The 22,153-nt window shown below is 60.8% G+C and carries 19 protein-coding genes; 10 read left to right on the top strand and 9 right to left on the bottom strand.

What is annotated here, in order from left to right:
• Positions 1-18 precede the first annotated feature (18 nt).
• Positions 19-828 (top strand): endonuclease/exonuclease/phosphatase family protein, encoded by an 810-nt coding sequence (locus VH564_RS14760; protein ID WP_423340606.1) that lies wholly within the window; start codon positions 19-21, stop codon positions 826-828.
• Positions 829-1,459: 631 nt separating this feature from the next.
• On the opposite strand, the gene clpA is transcribed toward VH564_RS14760, so the two are convergent.
• The 6 genes from clpA to VH564_RS14730 all read right to left on the bottom strand — a co-directional run bounded on the left by clpA (position 1,460) and on the right by VH564_RS14730 (position 7,281).
• Entirely contained in the window at positions 1,460-3,979 is a 2,520-nt protein-coding gene (gene clpA, locus VH564_RS14755; RefSeq protein WP_423340605.1) for an ATP-dependent Clp protease ATP-binding subunit ClpA, read from the bottom strand.
• Positions 3,980-3,988: 9 nt separating this feature from the next.
• Positions 3,989-4,342 (bottom strand): ATP-dependent Clp protease adapter ClpS, encoded by a 354-nt coding sequence (gene clpS, locus VH564_RS14750; RefSeq protein WP_423340826.1) that lies wholly within the window; start codon positions 4,340-4,342, stop codon positions 3,989-3,991.
• 261 nt (positions 4,343-4,603) lie between these two features.
• Positions 4,604-4,954: a phasin family protein gene (locus tag VH564_RS14745; protein ID WP_423340604.1), complete on the bottom strand. Its 351-nt coding sequence runs from the start codon at positions 4,952-4,954 to the stop codon at positions 4,604-4,606.
• A gap of 251 nt (positions 4,955-5,205) precedes the next feature.
• On the bottom strand, positions 5,206-5,409 hold the full coding sequence (locus VH564_RS14740) for a DUF3126 family protein (protein WP_423340603.1): 204 nt from the start codon (positions 5,407-5,409) through the stop codon (positions 5,206-5,208).
• 117 nt (positions 5,410-5,526) lie between these two features.
• Positions 5,527-6,351: a serine O-acetyltransferase gene (cysE, locus tag VH564_RS14735; RefSeq protein ID WP_423340602.1), complete on the bottom strand. Its 825-nt coding sequence runs from the start codon at positions 6,349-6,351 to the stop codon at positions 5,527-5,529.
• 114 nt (positions 6,352-6,465) lie between these two features.
• A complete protein-coding gene (locus VH564_RS14730) occupies positions 6,466-7,281 on the bottom strand; it encodes an alpha/beta fold hydrolase (RefSeq protein WP_423340601.1) in 816 nt (271 codons plus the stop codon).
• Positions 7,282-7,439: 158 nt separating this feature from the next.
• On the opposite strand from VH564_RS14730, the gene VH564_RS14725 reads away from it, so the two are divergent.
• Positions 7,440-7,685, top strand: a complete 246-nt coding sequence (locus VH564_RS14725; RefSeq protein ID WP_423340600.1) for a zinc-finger domain-containing protein — start codon at positions 7,440-7,442, stop codon at positions 7,683-7,685.
• Positions 7,686-7,707: 22 nt separating this feature from the next.
• On the top strand, positions 7,708-8,871 hold the full coding sequence (locus VH564_RS14720; RefSeq protein ID WP_423340599.1) for an FAD-dependent monooxygenase: 1,164 nt from the start codon (positions 7,708-7,710) through the stop codon (positions 8,869-8,871).
• Positions 8,872-8,885: 14 nt separating this feature from the next.
• On the opposite strand, the gene VH564_RS14715 is transcribed toward VH564_RS14720, so the two are convergent.
• Positions 8,886-10,076, bottom strand: coding sequence for a cystathionine beta-lyase (locus VH564_RS14715; protein ID WP_423340598.1), 1,191 nt, complete (start codon positions 10,074-10,076; stop codon positions 8,886-8,888).
• Between the two features lie 362 nt (positions 10,077-10,438).
• Here VH564_RS14715 and VH564_RS14710 point away from each other — a divergent pair, with 362 nt between their 5' ends.
• The 4 genes from VH564_RS14710 to VH564_RS14695 all read left to right on the top strand — a co-directional run bounded on the left by VH564_RS14710 (position 10,439) and on the right by VH564_RS14695 (position 14,699).
• Complete coding sequence (locus tag VH564_RS14710; RefSeq protein ID WP_423340597.1) at positions 10,439-11,467, top strand: amino acid ABC transporter substrate-binding protein; 1,029 nt, start codon at positions 10,439-10,441, stop codon at positions 11,465-11,467.
• A 94-nt stretch (positions 11,468-11,561) separates the two neighbouring features.
• The gene (locus VH564_RS14705) at positions 11,562-12,752 is read left to right on the top strand and encodes an amino acid ABC transporter permease (protein ID WP_423340596.1); all 1,191 of its coding nucleotides are present in this window, start codon (positions 11,562-11,564) and stop codon (positions 12,750-12,752) included.
• A gap of 1 nt (position 12,753) precedes the next feature.
• Positions 12,754-13,908 carry an amino acid ABC transporter permease gene (locus VH564_RS14700; protein ID WP_423340595.1) on the top strand — a complete coding sequence of 385 codons (1,155 nt, stop codon included), beginning with the start codon at positions 12,754-12,756 and terminating at the stop codon, positions 13,906-13,908.
• A gap of 17 nt (positions 13,909-13,925) precedes the next feature.
• Entirely contained in the window at positions 13,926-14,699 is a 774-nt protein-coding gene (locus VH564_RS14695; protein ID WP_423340594.1) for an amino acid ABC transporter ATP-binding protein, read from the top strand.
• A gap of 100 nt (positions 14,700-14,799) precedes the next feature.
• On the opposite strand, the gene VH564_RS14690 is transcribed toward VH564_RS14695, so the two are convergent.
• Both VH564_RS14690 and VH564_RS14685 read right to left on the bottom strand, forming a co-directional pair.
• Positions 14,800-16,926, bottom strand: a complete 2,127-nt coding sequence (locus VH564_RS14690) for a mechanosensitive ion channel family protein (protein ID WP_423340593.1) — start codon at positions 16,924-16,926, stop codon at positions 14,800-14,802.
• Between the two features lie 127 nt (positions 16,927-17,053).
• The gene (locus VH564_RS14685; RefSeq protein ID WP_423340592.1) at positions 17,054-18,955 is read right to left on the bottom strand and encodes a potassium transporter Kup; all 1,902 of its coding nucleotides are present in this window, start codon (positions 18,953-18,955) and stop codon (positions 17,054-17,056) included.
• A 264-nt stretch (positions 18,956-19,219) separates the two neighbouring features.
• Here VH564_RS14685 and VH564_RS14680 point away from each other — a divergent pair, with 264 nt between their 5' ends.
• The 3 genes from VH564_RS14680 to VH564_RS14670 all read left to right on the top strand — a co-directional run bounded on the left by VH564_RS14680 (position 19,220) and on the right by VH564_RS14670 (position 21,834).
• Positions 19,220-19,891 (top strand): cysteine hydrolase family protein, encoded by a 672-nt coding sequence (locus tag VH564_RS14680; protein WP_423340591.1) that lies wholly within the window; start codon positions 19,220-19,222, stop codon positions 19,889-19,891.
• Positions 19,892-20,221: 330 nt separating this feature from the next.
• Positions 20,222-21,109 (top strand): cation diffusion facilitator family transporter, encoded by an 888-nt coding sequence (locus VH564_RS14675; RefSeq protein ID WP_423340590.1) that lies wholly within the window; start codon positions 20,222-20,224, stop codon positions 21,107-21,109.
• A gap of 182 nt (positions 21,110-21,291) precedes the next feature.
• Entirely contained in the window at positions 21,292-21,834 is a 543-nt protein-coding gene (locus VH564_RS14670; protein ID WP_423340589.1) for a PAS domain-containing protein, read from the top strand.
• The last annotated feature ends 319 nt before the right edge of the window (positions 21,835-22,153 follow it).

Raw genomic sequence — 22,153 nt, 5'->3', positions numbered from 1 at the left:
ACGTCGGCGGAGAAGCGCATGGTGATCCGCGTGCTGTCTTTGAACGCCTGGGGCGGTCGCCTGCATCCGGAGCTCATCGCCTATCTCAGCGGCGCCGATCCCGACGTGCTCTGTCTGCAAGAGGTCGTGCGGGCACCGGAGGGCTCACCGGGTTGGCTGGTCTATCGCGACCGGGACGTCGAATTGCCGCAACGCGCTCATCTCTACGACGAGGTCCGCACCGCCCTTCCCGGCCACGATGCGGTCTTCCATCCGACCGCACAGGGCACCCTGTTCGACGGTGATCTGCGCGTCTCCGCCGAATTCGGGCTCGCTACTTTCGTGCGGCGATCCATGGCAGTCATCGGCCAGGCCACCGGCTTCGTCCACGGCAGCTTCTCGCCGAACGGCTGGGGTTCGCATCCGCGCTCCCGTAACGCTCACTGCCTGCGCCTTTTCAGCTATGCCGACGCTTTCACGGTGACCATCGCCCAGATGCACGGCCTTCGGGATCCCGCGGGAAAAGTCGACACGCCGGCCCGCGACGCTCAGGCTGCAGCCTTTGCCAGCCTGATCGAGCAGGTCTGGTACCCCGGCGAGCGGGTGGTCGCCTGCGGCGATTTCAACATTTTGCCGGACAGCCGCACCCTCGAGACACTGGGCCGCCTCGGCCTCACCGACCTCGTGACCACGCGTGGCCACAGCGACACCCGAACCTCCTACTATCCAAAGAGTGGCCGCTTCGCAGACTACCTGCTGGTGTCCCCGGAGGTCGATGTTCGCCGCTTCGAGGTGGTCGAACAGCCCGAGGTCTCCGACCACCGGGCGTTGCTGCTGGACATGGCGTAGCCTCGGGAGGTCGTGAGTGCCACCGGCAGTGCGCTGGATGATGGGAAAACGGCAAAACAGTTACGCGATGAAACCATCGGTGGGATCGCGCAGGAAACCGGAACGGACGCTGAAAGCTGTCTCGCATAGGGTTTGATAGTCTATAGGTGACACCTCTCAGCGCCTGCTACCCGGTTAGTATCCGGTAGAGCAGTCCTTCCGCCCCCGTCAGCGATCCCATTCGACCGCTGACGGGGGCGTGCATGCACAAGGGGTTCATCACGGCCCATTCGCCGCTGTCCCCCCCGGAGGAGACGGTATCTGCGGTCGGAAACGAGGCCTGCGTCTTGCCCCACCCCCAAACCGGCCCCACCGAAACTGCCACGCCTGACAGCCGCTGTGGGACCTATGGAATATATTCCTATTCCTGGCTGATGGAAAGAAGAATTTTCAGCCGTCGGGAAAATGACGTCGATGGTCAAGGAAATATCGGTCCACCAGAGGCCTTTGGCGTGTCTAAGGCTCCGGCCTCAGAAGGCCCTTTTTGGTGCCTTGCCACTGAATATCAAGGCATTGGCAGGATGCGCCAAAGCGCTGAACGCGGTGGGACATTCGAAAAAAATGCCGGGCTTTTGGCCCGGCATTTCGTCGTTTACTTCTTGCGCGGCACCTTTGGCACCGAGTTCTTTCGGGCCGGTTTTGCCTCTTCGTCGCCGCCCACCGTGGCCTTGACCTTCTTGGGCGTTGGCTTCGGGCCGCTGGTGATGTCCGAGTTCTCGACGTTCTCGGCAATCACCACGTCGCCGTCGTCCACCTCGATCGTCGGATCGACAACTTCGGCTTCCGGCTTCGGCTTGATGCGCGCCGTCTCGGCGATGCATTCGAGCAGGATGCCCGGCTTGCCGTCTTCCTTCGGACCGACCGTGACGTTGACGATACCGCCCTTCTTCAGCTTGCCGAAGAGGATCTCGTTGGCCAGCGGCTTCTTGATGTTTTCCTGGATGACGCGTCCGAGCGGACGGGCACCCATCTTTTCATCGTAGCCGTTTTCAGCCAGCCAGTTGGTCGCATCGTCATGCAGGTCGAAGGTGATGTTGCGCTCAGACAGCTGAGCTTCCAGCTGCATGATGAACTTCTGCACCACCTTGTAGATGACCTTGTTCGGCAGCGCCGCGAAGGGAATGATCGCGTCGAGGCGGTTGCGAAACTCCGGCGTGAAAAGCCTGTTGAGGGCTTCCTCGTCTTCGCCCGTCCGCTTGGCCGAGCCGAAGCCGATCGCGGCCTTGGCCATTTCCGATGCGCCCGCATTGGTCGTCATGATCAGGATGACGTTGCGGAAGTCGATCTTCTTGCCATTGTGGTCCGTCAGCGAGCCGTGGTCCATCACCTGCAACAGAATGTTGAAGATGTCCGGATGGGCTTTTTCGATTTCATCGAGCAGCACGACGCAATGCGGATGCTGGTCGACACCATCGGTGAGCAGGCCGCCCTGGTCGAAGCCGACATAGCCGGGAGGTGCGCCGAGCAGTCGCGAGACCGTGTGGCGTTCCATGTATTCCGACATGTCGAAGCGCAGCAGTTCGACGCCGAGCGACGAGGCAAGCTGCTTGGCGACTTCCGTCTTGCCGACGCCCGTCGGGCCCGAGAAGACGTAGGAGCCGATTGGCTTGTCCGGTTCGCGCAGGCCCGCACGGGCGAGCTTGATCGCTGTCGACAGGGCTTCGATGGCAGGATCCTGGCCGTAGACAACCGAGCGGAGGTCCTTTTCCAGGTTGGCGAGCACGAGCTCGTCGTCCTTCGAGACCGACTTCGGCGGGATACGGGCCATCGTTGCGATCGTCGCTTCGATTTCCTTCTCGGTGATCAACTTGCGACGCTTAGACGGCGGCAGCAGCATCTGGGCAGCCCCGGTCTCGTCAATCACGTCGATCGCCTTGTCCGGCAGCTTGCGGTCAGAGAGGTAGCGGGCCGAGAGTTCGACAGCGGACTTGATCGCCTCGTTGGAATAACGAAGGTGGTGATACTCTTCGAAATAGGGCTTCAGGCCCTTCATGATCTCGATGGCATCCTCGATCGACGGTTCGACCACGTCGATCTTCTGGAAGCGGCGTACGAGTGCCCGGTCCTTCTCGAAGAACTGACGGTATTCCTTGTAGGTCGTCGAGCCGATGCAGCGGATCGCACCGGAAGACAGAGCCGGCTTCAGGAGGTTCGATGCATCCATCGCGCCGCCCGACGTCGCACCGGCACCGATGACGGTGTGGATTTCGTCGATGAACAGAACGGAGCCCGGATATTCCTCGAGTTCCTTGACGACCTGCTTCAGGCGTTCCTCGAAGTCACCACGATAACGGGTGCCGGCCAGCAGCGTGCCCATGTCGAGCGAGAAGATCGTCGCGTCCTGCAGCGCTTCCGGCACCTTGCCTTCGACGATGCGCTTGGCGAGGCCTTCGGCGATCGCCGTCTTGCCGACGCCTGGGTCACCGACATAGAGCGGGTTGTTCTTCGAGCGGCGGCACAGGACCTGGATGGTCCGGTTGACCTCGGAGTGACGGCCGATCAGCGGATCGATCTTGCCGGTCTTGGCCTTCTCGTTGAGGTTGACGCAATAGGCCTTCAGCGCATCCTGCGCCTTCTTGGACCCACCTTCCTCCTGCTCGCCGCGGGAGGTCGGCTTGCTTTCGGGTTCGCCATCCTCGACGCCGCGTGGCGACCGGACCTGCGAGGAGCCGGGGCGCTTGCCGATGCCGTGCGAGATGTAGTTGACCGCGTCGTAGCGGGTCATTTCCTGCTCCTGCAGGAAATAGGCGGCATGGCTCTCGCGCTCGGCAAAGATGGCGACGAGCACGTTGGCGCCCGTCACTTCCTCGCGGCCGGACGATTGCACATGGATGACCGCCCGCTGGATGACGCGCTGGAAGCCGGATGTCGGCTTGCTATCCTCGTCATACCCGGTGATCAGGTTCGAAAGTTCATTGTCGACATATTCGATCAGCGTCTTGCGAAGCGAATCGAGATCGACATTGCAGGCGCCCATGACAGCCGCTGCATCTGCGTCGTCAACCAACGCCAACAGCAGATGTTCGAGTGTGGCATATTCGTGATGCCGCTCGTTCGCGTATGTCAGTGCCTGATGCAGTGCCTTCTCCAGACTAGGCGAAAATGTTGGCACGTCAGATCCTCACTTCTTTTCCATAACACATTGCAGCGGATGCTGGTGTTGCCTTGCGAAGTCCATCACTTGGCTCACCTTGGTCTCGGCTACTTCATATGTAAATATTCCACATTCGCCCACGCCGTGATTATGAACGAGCAACATAATACGGGTGGCTCCCTCGCGGTCCTTCTGGAAGAAACGCTCCAGGATGTGGATCACGAATTCCATTGGTGTGTAGTCATCGTTCAAAATCAAAACGCGGTAGAGGTTAGGCTTCTTCGTCTTGGCTTTCGTGCGCGTAATGACCGAGGTTTCGCGATTACCGTTGCCCCCGCTCCCTTCGCCTTCCTTTTGCATCCGGATCGGCTTGGCGATCATCGTCATTCATTCCTCAAAGCATTCGGTCCATCGGTTCGTTTCCAAAGCAGCGGCCGAATATCCGAAACCCTAACTTAGTTCATATCGCCGGGATTTTAAGCCCCCCGCTCAACACTGCAATCACAATTCGTGTCTGAAGCTTGCCTCGTCGAAAAAAGTCGAGAGAAAGCCCGGAGAACGGCGACAGAAACGCATGAGACCGGCGTGCGAGGCGCAGCCGGTCTCATGCAAAGCTCTATGTGGTCCTCGTCACCTCGAAGATCAAGCGGCCTCGGACACGGAATCCCTGACGCCGCCGTCTGCCCTCGGCTTGTCCGGCTTGTAGAGCGACAGGGCGAACTCGGTGTACATTTCCCCTATCTTCGTGGCTTCCGCGACAAAGTTCTCGTAGTAGGATTTGGCGAAGTTGCTCTGTAGCTCGAGAGCGGCCTCGAAGCTTTTGGCGCCGGACAGGGTGCCGACATGGGAGACCGCGTCGTCGATCGACTTCTTCGAGTAGCCAGCCGCCTCGGTGGCAATCGCCTGCACACCCTTGGCCGCTTCAAGATAGTTCTTCAACGCGATATCGATGACGTCTGCGCCATGATTATCGTGGTCTTTTGAATTCAGCATCGGATCCTCCATCCCTGAGTTTCAAGGGGAAAATCTAGGTGCCGCGCAAAAATAGTCAAGGAAATTGTGCGCTGCACAATCACCTTCAGTTGTATATTTCATGCGGCCCATGCGACAAAAATGCACGTATCGACATCAGTGCGGTCCTGCTCACATATATTGAAGGGCGCAGCTGGGCCCTGCGGATCTCCGGCGTTCGTGGCCAGCGACCGGCGGCAACCAGCCGCCGATGCGGCCGGCTGCAGGAAGAGCTAGAGATCGACTTCGAGAATGGCCATCGAGAAATTGTAGGAGCGGTCGCCGTCCTCGTCATCGACATAGACGAGGCCGAGAAATTCTTCGCCGAGGTAGACTTCGGCCGAGTCGTCCTTGCGCGGACGGGCCTTGACGGTCATCTGCGGGTTCAGGCTGCGTTTGAAATAGGCGTCGAGCTTCTTGATTTCGTCAGGCTTCACGATTGATCTCCGTAAGCGTTATTCGGGGGCGGGTTGTTGCATGGGAAAAGCGGCGATGTAAAGACGAAGGCGGCCATGCAGCCGCCTTCCCGCCGAGGCAATGGATGCCCGGATGGGTTAAATTCCAGCGCCGACGATCTGATCCATGATGCGCGACGGCTCGGAGCAGCCGGCAGTTCCGACAACCTTGGCAGGCACGCCGGCAACTGTGGTGTTGGGCGGCACTTCCTTGAGCACGACGGAGCCTGCGGCAATGCGCGAGCACTGGCCGATATGGATGTTTCCAAGGATCTTGGCGCCGGCCCCGATCAGGACGCCATTGCCGATCTTCGGATGGCGGTCGCTGCCTTCCTTGCCGGTGCCGCCGAGGGTGACGCCATGCAGGATCGAGACGTTGTCGCCGATCACAGCGGTTTCGCCGACGACAAGGCCGGTGGCATGATCGAGGAAGATGCCCTTGCCCACCCGCGCGGCCGGATTGATGTCTGTCTGGAACACGCTGGAGGCGCGGCTCTGCAGATAGAGCGCGAAGTCGCGGCGACCGCGGTTGAGGGCCCAGTGAGCCACCCTATGCGTCTGGATCGCCTGGAACCCCTTGAAGTAGAGCACCGGCTCCATAAAGCGCAGGCAGGCCGGGTCGCGATCGTAGAAGGCCTGGATGTCGACCCTGAGGGTCGCACCCCATTCGGGCCAGTCGTTCAGCATCTCGTCGAAGGTCTGGCGCAGCAGGATCGCCTGAATGTCGGGATGATCGAGACGCTCGCAGATCCGGTAGATCACGCACTCTTCGAGCGAGCGATGGTTGATGATCGTCGAGTAGAGGAAAGCAGCCAGGACCGGGTCACGGTCGGCAGCGGCGCGCGCTTCTTCGCGCATGCTGTCCCAGATCGGATCGACAGTCTTGACGCTGTCGATATGGCGGATGTCCGATGTCGCGACCATGGTCAGCGTCCTCTTTTCCATTGGAAGAAGATTATATAGAGCAAACCACGCGCAATATAAATGGGTGGGATGGTCTCAATCTTTGGGATGGTTTTGCTGGCGCTGCCGACAGCGCTAGGAAAGACCCTTTGGAACAGGCCCGCCGTCGGTCAGCGAAACGCGCCTGTAAAAATCGAGGACCGCCGCCTTGAAGACCCGGTCGCCGACTGCAAGCATGTGATCGCGGCCCGGAATATCCAGGGCTTCGGCGTTCGGCATCAAGGCCGCCAGTTCCTGCGGCGAGCCGGCGATGTCGTCCTTGGTACCGACACCGACCAGGGTCGGTACCGCGATCGTCGCCATGTCGCTGCGGCTGATCAGATCGCGAGAGCCGCTGATGCAGGCAGCGAGCGCGACCCGGTCGCTCTTCGTCTGATCGGCGAAGCTGCGGAACATCCGGCCCCTGGCATGCTCGACCGTCTCCAGAGACGGAGCCAGCAGCGCATCGGCAATCGGATCCCAGTCGCCGACGCCGTCGGTCATGCCGATGCCGAGACCGCCGAGAACCAACGAGCGCACCCTTTGCGGATGGGCAAGCGCCAGGAAGCTTGATATCCGTGCGCCCATCGAATAGCCCATGACATGTGCCAGATCGATGCCGAGATGATCGAGCAGCGCCACGGCATCCTCGGCCATCACCCATGGCCGATAGGCCTGCGCATCGTGCGGCTTGTCGCTCGCCCCATGCCCCCGGTTGTCGATGGCAATGACACGGTATCCGGCTTCGCCCAGGGTTTTCAACCAGCCCGGATAGACCCAGTTGACGCTAGCGGTCGAGGCAAATCCGTGGATCAGCAGCACCGGCGGCGCGTCGCGGTCGCCCTCGTCAAAATAGGCCAGTTGCAGCCCGTCATGGGTGAATGTCGAAAAGGCAGGCGCATTGAGGTTCATGGTGTCGTTCCCGTGTCGAGGCCCTTCCTAAATTATCGATGCCGCGCGGTGAACCCTGTGACCGAGAAAAACTGTAACGGCGTCGCCCATTTCGCACTACACAATCCGGGTGAAGGATTATAAGGTCACCCAACTTTCAGAAGCATTCGGAGATCCGCATGGCCGGCCACAACATTCCGCATTTCCAGAACGACGGCGGGCATCGCGCGATCGAGATCGGCGTCAAGGAATTCATGTGCACCGGCGCCTCCTCCCCCTTCGATCATCCGCATATCTTCATCGACATGGGCGACGACAACGAGAAAGTCTGCTCCTACTGCTCGACGCTCTACCGCTACAACCCTTCGCTGAAGGCCGAGCAGACCAACCCGACCGGATGCCTCTTCCAGTTCAAGGCCGCGTGATCTGCCGTCCCCGGGCGCGTCGATGCCCGTAAAACAGGTCGCGATCATCGGTGCCGGCATCGCCGGGCTGACGGCAGCCCTGTCCTTTGCAAGACGCGGCATTGCTTCTGACATTTTCGAGCAGGCAAAGACGCTGACGGAAGTCGGCGCCGGCCTGCAGGTATCGCCGAACGCCTCCCGCATCCTGCAAGGCCTCGGCCTCCTCGACGCACTTGAAGCAACCTGGCTGGAGCCGAAGGTCATTCGGCTTGCCTCCGGCCTGTCGCTGCGCGAGATCGCATCGGTTCCGAGCGGTGCCTTTGCCCGCTCGCGCTGGGGAGCGCCCTATGGCACTCTGCACCGCGCCACCCTGCAGGGCGTCCTGCTGCGGGCGGTCGAAGCCGAACCGCTCTGCCGGCTGCACTTTGGCGCACGGTTCGACGGGGTGGGGCCTCAGGCCATCGCCATGGCTGCTGGACGGGAGCCGGATCTCGTCGTCGGCGCCGACGGGGTCTGGTCGAAGGTGCGCAATGCCGTGCCGGGCAGCGGTGCGCCCCGGTTTTCCGGCAACATTGCCTTTCGTTTCGTCGTTCCGGAAGCGGATGCGCCTGCGGTCCTCGATCGCAGCAGCGTCACCGCCTTTCTCGGTCCCTCGGCGCATCTCGTCTGTTACCCTCTGAAGGAGGCGGCGGCCTTCAACATCGTGGCGATCTGCGCCGGCGGCGGGGTCGGGCACGACTGGAGCCAGGCCGCCAGCAGCGAGCAGCGCAGCCTGCTGAAGCGGCATTTCGCCCGATGGCACGGCGTGCTGACCTCGATGCTGGAGAGGGAGGCAAACCCGACGGTCTGGCCGCTGCATGAGGTTGGCAACGGTCGATGGCACAATGGCCGCGACACGGTGCTGATCGGTGATGCTGCGCATGCGATGATGCCGTTTGCCGCGCAAGGCGCCGCCATGGCGATCGAGGATGCCTTCGAACTTGCCGGCGCGGTCGCTACGCGCGCGCGCGCCGAAGCGCTCGAGGCATTCGAAACGCGCCGGGCGCCGCGTATCGCTCATCTGCGGCAGCGCGCCGCCTTCAACCGATTCGCCTATCATGCGAGGGGGCCGGTCAGATTGGCCCGCGATATCGTCTTATCCCTGCGTCCGCCGCAAAGCCTGGCGGCGGACCTCGATTGGATATACGGCTACCGCGCCATCGGCTGACGCGCAGCGGCCGATCAGACGGCGCTGGCGGCCGCGAAACCTCTTTCGATGTCCGCCTTGATATCGGCGACATCCTCCAGGCCGATCTGAAGGCGCAGCACGGGGCCCTCCGTCGGTGCCTTGCAGATGCGGCGGTCGCTGAGATTGACGTGGACCGCCAGGCTTTCGAAGCCACCCCAGGAATAGCCGAGCCCGAAGATCGACAAGGCGTCGAGGAAGGCATGAGCCTTGGCGCGGAACCTGTCTGGTGATTCTGCGGCAAGGACGATCGAGAAAATGCCGCTCGAACCAGTGAAATCGCGCTTCCAGAGATCGTGCCCCGGGAAGCTCGGCAAGGCCGGGTGCAGCACGCGCGCCACCTCCTCGCGGCCCTCCAGCCACTCGGCCAGCGCAAGGGCGCTCTGCTGATGGCGCTCGAGGCGGATGCCCATGGTCCGCAGACCGCGTAGCACCTGGTAGGAATCGTCGGCCTGGCCGCAGATCCCCATCTGGATCCTGGTATCATGCAGTTGCTGCCAATGGGCGGCATTGGCCGAGACCGTTCCCATCAGGATATCCGAGTGGCCGGCCGGATATTTCGTGGCGGCATGGATGGAGATGTCGACGCCATGGTCGAGCGGCTTGAAGAACAGCGGCGTCGCCCAGGTGTTGTCCATGGTCACGACGCAGCCATGGCGGTGCGCGACCGTCGAAATGGCGCCGATATCCTGCATCTCGAATGTGTTGGACCCCGGCGCTTCGGTGTGGACCAGCTTCGTATTGGGCTTGATCAGCTGCTCGATGCCGCTGCCGATCATCGGATCGTAATAGTCGATGGAGATGCCCATCCGCTTCAGCATTGTCTCGCAGAAGAGGCGCGTCGGCGTGTAGACGGAATCGACGATCAGCGCGTGATCGCCGGATGACAGGAAGGCCAGGAACGGAACGGAGATGGCGGCAAGGCCCGAAGGCACCAGGATCGTGCCGGCAGAGCCTTCGAGCTCGTCGATCGCCTCGCAGAGCGCATCCGTGGTCGGCGTGCCGCGCGTGCCATAAGTGTATTTCTGTTCGCGCGTTTCCATGGCGCGGGCATTCGGAAACAGCACCGTGGAGGCATGGACAACAGGCGGATTGACGAATCCATGATAATCCGCCGGCTTCGGGCCGGCATGCGACAGGCGGGTGTTAATGCCGGCATCCTGCAAGAACGTCTTTTTCTCGGTCATATCGAAAGCTGCCTCAGGCAAGTTGCAAAACCAGACTTGTGGCTGCCGGAAGCCTTTCGGTCAAGCCTGGGCGGCGGGCTGCTCGCGCTCGCGCAGCACAACCTTCCATTGCGACCCCTGCGCGGCACAGGCCATAAAAAAGGCATCAATCAGCCCATTTCCCGGGCAAACGCACGCCGCATGGGCAGAAATTGGAAAACTCTTGGCTAAGCCGATGTTTATCCAGCCTTAGGCTTGACCATGACCGCATTTGTGATTGTGATAGCAATTCTCACGTCGGCGACAAATCAACCTCGTCCACAGGCAGGCCCGTTGAACGTGCAGCTGTTCAAAAGATAACAAGAGAACAAAGGTAGGGAAAAATGAACAACAGGATTCTGACAGGTGTAGTTGGCGCGGCGATCTTCGTCCTTGGCGCCTCCTACTCGCACGCCGGCACGCTCGACGATGTCAAGGCCAAGGGTTTCGTTCAGTGCGGCGTCAACGGCTCGAATCTAGCTGGCTTCGGTGCGCAGGACTCCTCCGGCAAATGGGCGGGTCTTGACGTCGATCTCTGCAGGGCAGTTGCAGCCGCCGTGTTCGGCGACAGCACGAAGGTGAAGTACACGCCGCTGTCGGCCAAGGACCGTTTCCCGGCTCTGCAGTCGGGTGAAATCGATGTTCTCGCCCGTAACACCACCTGGAGCGCCAGCCGCGACAGCCAGCTCGGTTTCGACTTCCGCGCCATCAACTACTATGACGGCCAGGGCTTCATGGTCCACAAGAGCATCGGCGTAAAGTCGGCGCTGGAATTGTCGGGCGCTGCCGTCTGCGTGCAGTCCGGGACGACGACCGAACTCAACCTTGCCGACTACTTCAAGGCCAACAAGCTGGAATACAAGCCAGTCGTGTTCGAAAAGCAGGAAGAAGTCGACGCCGCCTATTCTTCGGGTCGTTGCGACGTCTACACCACCGACCAGTCGGGCCTCTATTCGATCCGCCTGTCGCTTGCCAATCCGGACGACAACGTCGTCCTGCCGGAGATCATCTCCAAGGAGCCGCTTGGCCCTGCCGTTCGCCAGAACGACAGCAAGTGGTTCGACGTCGTCTCCTTCGCCCATTACGCCATGGTCAATGCCGAAGATTTCGGCATCACTTCGGCGAATGTCGACGAGATGGTGAAGTCTGAAAATCCAGACATCAAGCGCTTCCTCGGCGAAGAAAAGGACGAGACGATCGGCAAGGATCTCGGCCTCAACGAGAAGTGGGCCTACAACATCATCAAGCAGGTCGGCAATTACGGCGAAGCGTTCGATCGCAACGTCGGCGAAGGCAGCCCGCTGAAGATCAAGCGCGGCCTGAACGCTCTGTGGAACAAGGGCGGCCTGCAGTACGCACCGCCGATCCGCTAATCCGCGGTCGGTAAAATTGCGGGGAGACGACGTGCGTCTTCCCGCAGTCAAATAATAAAGCCCGAAAAGGGCGAGCGTGAACAGGGGAAAATATATGGCCGTTGCAGCCGCAAAGGGGACCGGCGATCGTTCGTGGCGTTCTTTGCTTTACAATCCACAGCTTCGCCAGTTCATCTACCAGGCGCTGGCTGCGATCTTCATCGTCTGGCTCGTCTGGTACGCCAGCACCAATGCCGCACAGAACCTCGCCAAGGCCAACATGACCGCGAGTTTCACGTTCCTGAACGGACGTGCCGGCTTCGATATCGCCCAGACCCCCATTCAATATTCCAGCGATTCCACCTATCTGCGCGCCCTCACCCTTGGCCTGATCAACACCCTGATCGTCGCCGTCTTCGGCATCATCACTGCCACGATCATCGGCTTGCTGGTCGGCATGGGCCGGCTGTCGCACAACTGGCTGATCGCCAAGATCTCAACGGTCTATGTCGAGATCTTTCGCAACATTCCGCCGCTGCTGGTGATTTTCTTCTGGTACAAGGGCGTCCTGTCGCTGCTGCCTGACGTCAAGAAAGCGCTGTCCCTGCCGCTTTCAATTTATGTAAGCAACCGCGGCGTCTACATGCCGTCGCCGATCTTCGGGGCGGCATTCTGGATCGTGCCCGTTGCCTTCGCGTTGGGTGTGGTCGGCGCGTTGCTGTACACCCGCTGGGCCAACAAGAAGCAGCTGGCGACAGGCAAGCGTCCGCCTGTTCTCCTCATCAACCTCGCGCTGGTGATCGGTCTTCCGCTGGTTGCGCTGGCAATCGCCGGCTTCCCGGTTACCTTCGACATCCCGGTACTGGGCAAATTCAACATGAACGGCGGAACGGTCGTTGGCCCGGAATTCCTGTCGCTCTATCTGGCCCTTTCCTTCTATACGGCAGCCTTCATCGCCGAAATCGTCCGCTCCGGTATCCGCGGCGTGGCGAGGGGGCAATCGGAAGCCGCCCACGCGCTCGGGATCCGCCCCGGCCTGACCACGCGCCTCGTCGTGCTGCCACAGGCGCTTCGCATCATCATTCCACCGCTGACGTCGCAATATCTGAACCTGACCAAGAACTCCTCGCTCGCAGTCGCCATCGGCTATGCGGACCTGGTGGCGGTTGGCGGGACGATCCTCAATCAGTCGGGCCACTCGATCGAGATCATCGGAATCTGGATGGCGATCTATGTGTCGATCAGCCTTGCCACGTCGTTTTTCATGAACTGGTTCAATGCCCGCATGGCATTGGTGGAGCGTTAAGATGGCAGGTCAAATCGCTTTCGTCCGCAAGGACCTCATCGCCGCCGAAGAAGCCCCGCTCAGCGACAAGACCGTGCGCGGCTGGGCGAAACATAACCTCTTCGCCACCCCGAAGGACGCCATCCTCACCGTCGTCGTGGCGGTGGTCGTCGTCTGGTTCCTGGTCTCCGTCATCGATTTCCTGTTTATCCAGGCGGTCTGGGTCGGTCAGGACCGCACCGCCTGCGCAACGATCAGCCAGGGCGGCAGACAGCCGGATGGCTGGAGCGGCGCCTGCTGGGCCTATGTCGGAGACTGGTTCACGGCATTCATGGTCGGCTCCTACCCGCGCGACCAGCTGTGGCGGCCGATCCTGATCGCCGTCCTGTTCGTGGCGCTGCTCATTCCCTTCCTGATACCGTCGGCGCCGCGCAAGGGCCTGAACGCGCTGCTGCTTCTCGTTGCCCTGCCGATCCTCGCCTTCGTGCTGCTGCTCGGCGGCTGGTTCGGCCTCAGCCACGTGGAGACATCGAGCTGGGGCGGGCTGATGGTGACATTGATCCTGTCCTTCGTCGGCATTGTCGTGTCGTTGCCGTTCGGGATCGTGCTTGCGCTCGGACGGCGGTCGAACATGCCGATCCTCAGGGCCGCCTGCATCGGCTTCATCGAGCTGGTGCGCGGCGTGCCGCTGATCACCGTGCTGTTCATGGCGAGCGTGCTCTTGCCGCTGTTCCTGTCGCCCGGCACCAACATCGACAAGTTCCTGCGGGCGCTGGTCGGCGTGTCGATCTTCGCCTCTGCCTATATGGCGGAAGTCATTCGCGGTGGCCTGCAGGCCATACCGAAGGGACAGTATGAGGGCGCCGATTCCCTCGGGCTGAACTACTTCCAGAAGATGAACTTCGTCGTCATGCCGCAGGCGATCAAACTGGTCATCCCGGGCATCGTCAACACCTTCATCGGCATGTTCAAGGATACCTCGCTGGTGTCGATCATCAACATGTACGACCTTCTCGGCATCGTCAAAGCCAGCTTCGGGGATTCCCGCTGGCTGACGCCGGTGACGCCGCTGACCGGGCTGATCTTCGCCGGCTTCGTTTTCTGGCTGTTCTGCTTCGGCATGTCGCGTTATTCGTACTTCATGGAACGCCACCTAGACACTGGCCACAAAAGATAAGAACGAGGGAATAGATCATGGCTGACGCCCTATCGAAGAAACTGGAAGTCTCGACCACCGACGTCGCGGTCGAGATCATCAACATGAACAAGTGGTACGGCGATTTCCACGTGCTGCGCGACATCAACCTGAAGGTCATGCGCGGCGAACGCATCGTCATCGCCGGCCCGTCGGGCTCCGGCAAGTCGACGATGATCCGCTGCATCAACCGGCTGGAAGAACACCAGAAGGGCAACATCCTCGTCGATGGCGTCGAGCTCACCAACGACCTGAAGAAGATCGACGAAGTGCGCCGCGAAGTGGGCATGGTGTTCCAGCACTTCAACCTGTTCCCGCACCTGACGATCCTCGAAAACTGCACGCTGGCGCCCATCTGGGTGCGCAAGATGCCGAAGAAGCAGGCCGAGGAAGTCGCCATGCACTTCCTCACCCGCGTCAAGATCCCGGATCAGGCCCACAAGTATCCGGGCCAGCTGTCGGGCGGCCAGCAGCAGCGCGTGGCGATTGCCCGCTCGCTGTGCATGAACCCGAAGATCATGCTGTTCGACGAGCCGACCTCGGCACTCGATCCGGAAATGATCAAGGAAGTGCTCGACACCATGGTCGGTCTTGCCGAGGAAGGCATGACGATGCTCTGCGTCACCCACGAAATGGGTTTCGCCCGCCAGGTCGCCAACCGCGTGATCTTCATGGACCAGGGCCAGATCGTCGAGCAGAACTCGCCAGCCGAATTCTTCGACAACCCGCAGCATGAGCGCACCAAGCTGTTCCTCAGCCAGATCCTGCACTGAGCGATCTACCAGCTGCATGATGGAGAACCGGCCTCCTCCAGGCCGGTTTTTTGTTGGGCGCCATCCAGAGCGCGTGGCAGGGCAAGCGTCTGCCGCGCGGCTATGAAGCCTCGCCGGCCAGCCTCTTCTCGGCAATGGCATTGTTGGCCACCAGCGCCGCGATCGTCTGCACGGGCCGCTCGTCCTTGGCGACCTGAACGGTCGGCGATGCGAATTCGATACCGTTGGCGGCGAAGGCTTCACGGATCATCACCAATGCGCGGCGGCGCACCATCGATTGCTGTCCTGGCTTGGTGGTCATCGCGAAGCTCAGGTTGATGCCGTAGTCGCCGAACTGCTCGACACCCTTCATCTTCACCGTCTCGATGATCGTCGGCCCCAGTTCCGGATCTTCGAGCAGTTGCGCGCCGATCCCCTTCACCAGCTTCTTCACCAGGGCCACGTCCGTCTGGTAGCTCACCGAGATCAGGAACTTGTCGATGACCCAGTCTCGCGACATGTTCTCGACCGCCCCGAGCGTTCCGAAAGGCACGGTGAAGATCGGTCCGCGATGGTGGCGCAGCCGAACGGAGCGAAGGCTGAAGGATTCCACCGTTCCCTTGTAGCTGCCGCTCTGGATATATTCGCCGACGCGGAAGGCATCGTCGGTCATGTAGAAGATGCCGCTGATGATATCCTTGACCAGCGCCTGGGCACCGAAACCGATGGCGACGCCGAAAATGCCGGCGCCGGCGATCAACGGTCCAACCTCGACGCCAAAGGCCGACAGCACCATCATCACAGCGATGGCGCCGATGAGAACGGCGAGGAAGTTGCGGAAGATCGGCAGCAGCGTCAGCAAGCGGCCACTGCGCGCGACATCGGCGGCGTTGCCCTCTGCCGCCCGTGCCACGGCCAGCCGGTGGCTGATCAATGCCTTGGCGATCTGCCAGACGATATCGGCTGCCAGCAAGATGACGATACCGGTGAGAACGCCACGGACGATGGCGGCGAGTTGGGCATTCTCGCTCATCGAGGTCGCCTGCAGCCCGACGATCAACGCCAGCCACAGCACGGCAATGGCGATGATCCCTGCCCTGACTCCACGCTCGACCAAGACCTGATAAACGGGACTCTCAGTGGGAACGGCCGTATCGCTCGGAAGGAAGGCGGTGCGGATCACCGTCGTGGCGGTGCTGAGGGCTGCCGGCAACAGGATCACATAGGCGCCAAGCAGCATCAGCAGATCGAGCCCGGCCACCCACAGGACCCAGAGCACGCAGAGCCAAAAAGTCGTCAACCAGTCGAAGATACCATGGCGAGCGTGATGCTCGGCCGGCCGCGGCAGGTGCCAGACAATCTCGATGGCGGCAGCCAGGAGCCCTATGCCGATGGCATAACCAACTACGAATTTGACCGGCGATACGAAATTCAAGGCGCTCATGATGCCTTCGGCCGCCCAGCCGAGGAAGAATACCGTCGTCACGACGACGATGCGCGAATACCAGAACCGCGCGGCCGCGTCGTCCATGGGGATAAGGCGGACAGCGGCTGGTCCGGCGCCTCTGGTGTTTGGCACCAACAGCACCTCGCCCAGACGAATGACGACACGCCCGGCGATCAGGCCAAGCAGCGTCGGAACGATCAACTCGTCGAGCAGCGGCGGCCAGCTCAACAGGAGGAACAACCCAACGCTTGCGATCCCGAACGTCACCAATGGCGCCAGACGCGCAAACAAGAGCCGTCCGGCAGCATGGAAACCGCTGCTCGGCAGGCCGACATCGTGCATGGACGCCAGGCGGCGCGCATGAATGTGGCGGACGATATGGCTGAAACCGAATTCAGCGCAGAGACCGATGGCAACGAGCAGCAGGAAAAGCATCAGGATGTGCAGAGGACTGCGGTTGTCGATGTTCGTCATGATGGTAGTGGTTGCGCGAGAAAACTCTCCCGGTAGAAGCGGAACCGCTTCAGCGACCGCCCGCAAATGCCCCTGGACACTGTTCAACACGGTCGTCAGGCCCGAGGCGGACATGTTTGGCATCATGGCGGTCGGTGCGGCAGACCGGCTGCCGAGCAGGCTTCGAACCTCGGGGTCGTTCAAAAGCTTGATCAGCTGGTCGACCTTCTGCTGCGCGCCGGTCTCGCTTGCTGGCTGCTGCGCCTGCGCCAGTCCGCCTGACAGCAGCACCAGAAGGCTGAAGAGGCCGATTTTCAGCCCGATGGACACGATCGTACGAAACTGCATAGCCGGCACTCCCCCGAGAGACATGCGCCCCGCGCAATGTCTGGCATTGCAAACATGTCACCGATCCGGCGGCAAAAGAAGTCTCATTTTGCGAGCAGATGAAGCCTTTGGCAGTCTATCGCCAGGCTCAGATGATGACCTGCTCGCCGATCTCGACCACCCGATTGTTGGGCAGGTGAAAATGATCCGATGGATCGATCGCCAGTCCCGCCATGCGGATGAAGAGACGGTCCTGCCACAACGGCATGCCCGAAGTCGGGCTGCCGACCAGCTTGCGACGGCCGATGTAGAAGGAGGTGGTCATGATGTCGAACTTGAACCCGTCTTTGCGGCAGAGGCTGAGCGCCTTCGAGACATTCTGCGTCTCCATGAAGCCGAAGCGCAGTTCCATCTTCATGAAGCGCTTGGACAGCGATTCGATAATGTAGCGCTCGCCTTCCGGCACCATCGGCCGCGGCACCGTCTTTACGGTGAGAATGATATTCTGATTGTGCAGCGCGTGATTGTGCTTGAGGTTGTGCAGGAGGACGTTCGGCGTCAGATCGGGAAAGCTGGTCAGAAAGACGGCGGTGCCCGGCACGGAAACCGGCGCATGCGTGCTCTTGCGTTCGATCGACGAGATGAACTGGGCGAGCGGCACGTCGTTGCGCGCCGCCTTGAGTTTCAAAAGACCGGTGCCCTTCCGCCATGTCCACATCATAATGATCAGGGCGGTGGCGATCATCACCGGAATATAGCCGCCCTCGGTGATCTTCAGCAGATTGGCGGCCAGGAAGATACCCTCCAGCGCCAGAAGCGGCAGTAGGACCGCCAGCGCCGTTGCCAGCGACCAGCCCCAAAAGAGGCGGACGAACTGGATCGAGAGGATGGTGGTGACGACCATCGCGCCGGTCACGGAGATACCGTAGGCCGTGGCCAGCGAATCGGAGCTTCTGAACAGGAAGATCAAGCCGAGCACGCCGATCAGCAGGATGGCATTGACGGTCGGCAGATAGATCTGCCCGGTATTGGTCTCGGACGTGAAACAAACCTCCAGCCGCGGCAGAAGACCGAGATTGATCGCCTGGCGCGCCAGCGAGAAGGCGCCTGTTATCACCGCCTGGCTGGCGATGATGGTGGCGCAGGTCGCCAGGATCACGACCGGCAGCAAGGCCCAGTCCGGAAACATCAGGAAGAACGGGTTGGCGGCCATGGCCCGATCGTGGAGCACCAGGGCGCCCTGCCCGAGATAGTTCAACGCCAGCGACGGAAACACGACGAAGAACCACGCCGCCTGGATCGGCCTGCGGCCGAAGTGACCGAGATCGGCATAAAGCGCCTCGGCGCCCGTGACCGTCAGGAAGACGGCTCCGAGCACGACCAGGCCGACGGTGCCGGCGTGAGCCAGGAAGCGGATCGCATGGATCGGGTTCAGCGCGCCCAGGATGGAAGGCGAGTGGATGATGTGCGTGAGCCCGCCGAGCGCGATCACCAGGAACCACAGCAGCGTGATGGGGCCAAAGAAGCGCGAGACGGTGGCCGTGCCGCGCGACTGGATGGCAAACAGCATGATCATGATGACCACGGCGATCGGCACGACATAGGCCGAAAAGACCGGCGTCACCAGCTTCAGGCCTTCGACGGCAGACAGCACCGACAGCGCCGGCGTTATCATGGCGTCGCCGATGAACAAGGCGGTACCGATGAGGGCGGCGAACAGGAGCCAGTTGCGGTGATGGCTGGATTTCTTGGCAAGCAGGGCCAGAAGCGACAAGGTGCCGCCCTCGCCGTCATTGTCGGCGCGCAGCAAGAAAAGAACATATTTCAAGGTCACGATGACGGTCAGCGTCCAAAGCATCAGCGAGACCAGGCCGAGAATCTCACCTCGCGTCACGCCATCGTCGACGAAGGGCCGCAAAGCCTCGCGGAAGGCGTAGAGCGGACTTGTTCCGATGTCGCCGTAGACAACACCGATGGAGCCAATCATCGGAAAAAGGAGACGCGGCAAGCCCTTGGTCGGCGCCGTAGTGTCACGCGGGACGGCTGTCATCGTATCTCCGGCTTCAGAGCCTTATTCTTCGATCTTGGTGCTAGGCAACGCATATGGCGAGCAAAAGTGCCAAAGACAACCGATGTTTTAGTCAAAGCGATTCTCACCGCTTGCCCACACTAGCATTACGCCGCGAATTCCCAGCGTTCTCCTAACGCGCAGGGTTGCGCAACTGTAAAAATACAAAGGGATCACGCGGAGTTTAGATTACTTTCCGGGTATCCTTCGCCAGTATCGGCGCATCGCTTATTGGGGAGAAGCTGCATGATCGCGTTGAACACAGTTGGCAAGGGGATGATTCTGGCGGCAATGGCCGCCACAATGGCGCTGGGGACGGCAGCAGCGCCGGCAGCAGCACAGACAATCATCGACGAATGGCAGCAGATCAAGGTGCCCGCCGCTCCGGAACTGAAACCGGTCAAGGCCGATGTGCCGACCACGGCGCTGCTGCTCCTCGATTTCAACGGTGCCCAGGACCCAAGCAAGGGGCCCTGCAACAGCAAGACCAAGCCGCGCTGTCTGGCGTCCCTGCCCAAGGTCGCAAAGCTCCTGACAGAGGCGCGCGCCAAGGGCATGCTGGTGGTCTACAGTCTTGCCGGTAGTGGTACGCGCGAGGACATCGCGACGGTCCTCGCCCCGAAAGACGGGGAAGCCATCGTCAAATCCGGGCCGAACAAGTTCATGAACACCGATCTCGACAAGTTGCTCACTGCCAAGAGTATCAAGAACGTCATCGTTACCGGCACGGCATCGGAGGGCGCCGTGCTGAACACCGCTAGCGACGCAGCGTTCAAGGGCATGAACGTCATCCTGCCGGTCGACGGTATGTCGTCGACGGAGCTCTATGCCGAACAATATGTTGCTTGGCATATGACGCATGCGCCGGCGGTATCGACGAAGACCACGTTGACAACGATCGACATGATCTCGTTCTAACCACCTTGAGGGCCAGGACAGCCTCTTGCTGGCGTTGGCAGCCTGCTTTCGAACTGCGGGGCTCGCGCTGCCGATGGCGCTCTTTAATGCAACTCATTCCCATTTGCATAAACTAGCTGCAAGTCATTCTTATTACTAGATAAATTACATATCAGCGGCTTGACAGCGTTCGCTGGTTTTCTTATTTCCGCTCACAGGGGTTGCTGACAGGACGACAGAATGCCGCTCGCGCGCCGCGCGAAGCGGCCATTGTCGTATTTGCAAAGCACCCACGCACTTCTTCATGCGCCGATCTTGCCGATCTGCGCCGGCGCGAGCGGGATAGGAATCATGGACCGGTCACTGAAAATCGCGCTTGGGAGCTTCTGCGTCAGCATTTTGGTGCTGGCGATCAAATATGCCGCCTATTGGATCACCGGCAGCGTGGCGCTGTACTCCGATGCGCTCGAGAGCATCATCAATGTGGTCACGGCGGTGGCCGTCATCGTCGCCATCAAGGCAGCTTCGGTGCCGCCGGACGAACAGCACCCTTACGGACATCACAAGGCCGAGTATCTATCGGCCGTCATCGTTGGAACGATGATTGTCGGCGCGGCCGTGGCGATCCTGAACGAGGCCTATCACGGCTTCATCGCTCCGAAGTCCATCGACGCACCGGTGCTCGGGCTTGCGGTGAGCACGGGCGCCACCTTGCTCAACATCGGCTGGAGTTATGTGCTGATCCAGCAGGGCCGCGCCTATCGCTCGGCATCGCTGGTCGCCGACGGCAAGCACCTGATGGCCGATGTCGTCACTTCGCTCGGGGTGCTGGTCGGCGTGGTTCTGGTCATCGTCACGGGCATCATCCAGCTGGATTCGGCCATTGCCGCGCTGGTTGCGCTTCACGTGCTCTGGAGCGGCTGGGCGGTGATCCGGGAAAGCGCCAGCGGTCTCCTCGACGAGACGGCTCCGCCGGAAGAACTGGCGGTGATCCGCGAGGTCATCTCCATCAATGCCAAAGACGCGCTGGAAGCCCATGCCCTGCGCACCCGCCACGCCGGACGTGTCACCTTCATCGACTTCCATCTCGTCGTCCCCACCGCCATGACTGTCGGCGACGCCCATGCCATCTGCGACAAGATCGAGGCTGCCCTGAAAGAGGCAATCGTCGGTGCCATCACAACGATCCATGTCGAGCCGGAAGAGAAGGCCAAGCACACCGGTATCGTTGTGATCTGAGGGGCAGGATAGCTCGGGTCGGCGCACGGGGCGCCAAAGCCGAAGAGCTCATCGGAAGGTGCCGCTCGGCGATTATCTGCAATTCCACAGATTAGAACTTTCTTACATCTTGAATATCTTTCGAAGATGAACCTAAATTGAACTCGGAGTGTGATTCCTCTGGGCTACAATTTGGGGGCGGAATGAGCAGGCTTTACTTCGAGCCATCCGTTGCGATGGTTGCTACCGGTGAGACCGGATCCTATTGCTGGAATCTCATCACCAATACGGTCATGGCGAATGCCGGCATGGCATCCATCTTCGATCTGCCGGCCGGCCTTGTCAGAGAGGGCCTGCCGATCGAGCGGTTCATCGAGAAGATTCACGCGGCCGATCGCGGCGCTGTTGCCAAGGCCATTCATGATGCCATCGTCACGGGCGCGCCCTACCACCAGAACTATCGCGTCATCGACCCCAACGGCGAAACCACCCATGTGATGGCCTATGGCCAATGCTTCCGCGACAATACCGGGATGCCCTCGCACTATGTCGGCATGATCTTCGCCATGGCGAGCCCCGGACCCGAAAGCCCGGCAGATCCCCTGCTGATGCTTTGCCGCACCGCCCAGAGCTATGCCAAAAGTGCCCGAAACGGATCCGTCAGCGAACTGCTCGAGGAGGCAGTGGCACGCCTGAGCCAAGCCCAACCCGGCGAGCGCCTGGCAAAGTCGGTGACGAGGCATTAGTATTTCAAGATAGAAGACCGATTGACTCTGTGGTCAAAAAAACAAGCTGGCGGAATTATTTTCGCTTTGTGGGTTTATCCCTGTAATTCGCCGACATTTGCATTTTCATCACCACTACAAGTAACTAACAGTAAAAATGCAAAATTGAATACAGAGATGAATTACATGAGTCGCCTGCCTTCAACACGCATTGGTGACAGACGTTGAGCGGCGGTTGCGCTGCTCGTCATGCGGGGTGAAGCAGGCGAGGATGTTGTTCGGCATATTGTCGGAGAGCAATATGTTTCATGATGAGGCGCTATCGGCCGTCATCGCCTCG

The sequence above is a fragment of the Rhizobium sp. HT1-10 genome (assembly GCF_049472505.1).
Lineage (GTDB): Bacteria > Pseudomonadota > Alphaproteobacteria > Rhizobiales > Rhizobiaceae > Rhizobium.
The sequence above is the reverse complement of the archived record's forward strand: the minus strand, read 5'-3'. Positions and strand labels throughout refer to the sequence as shown.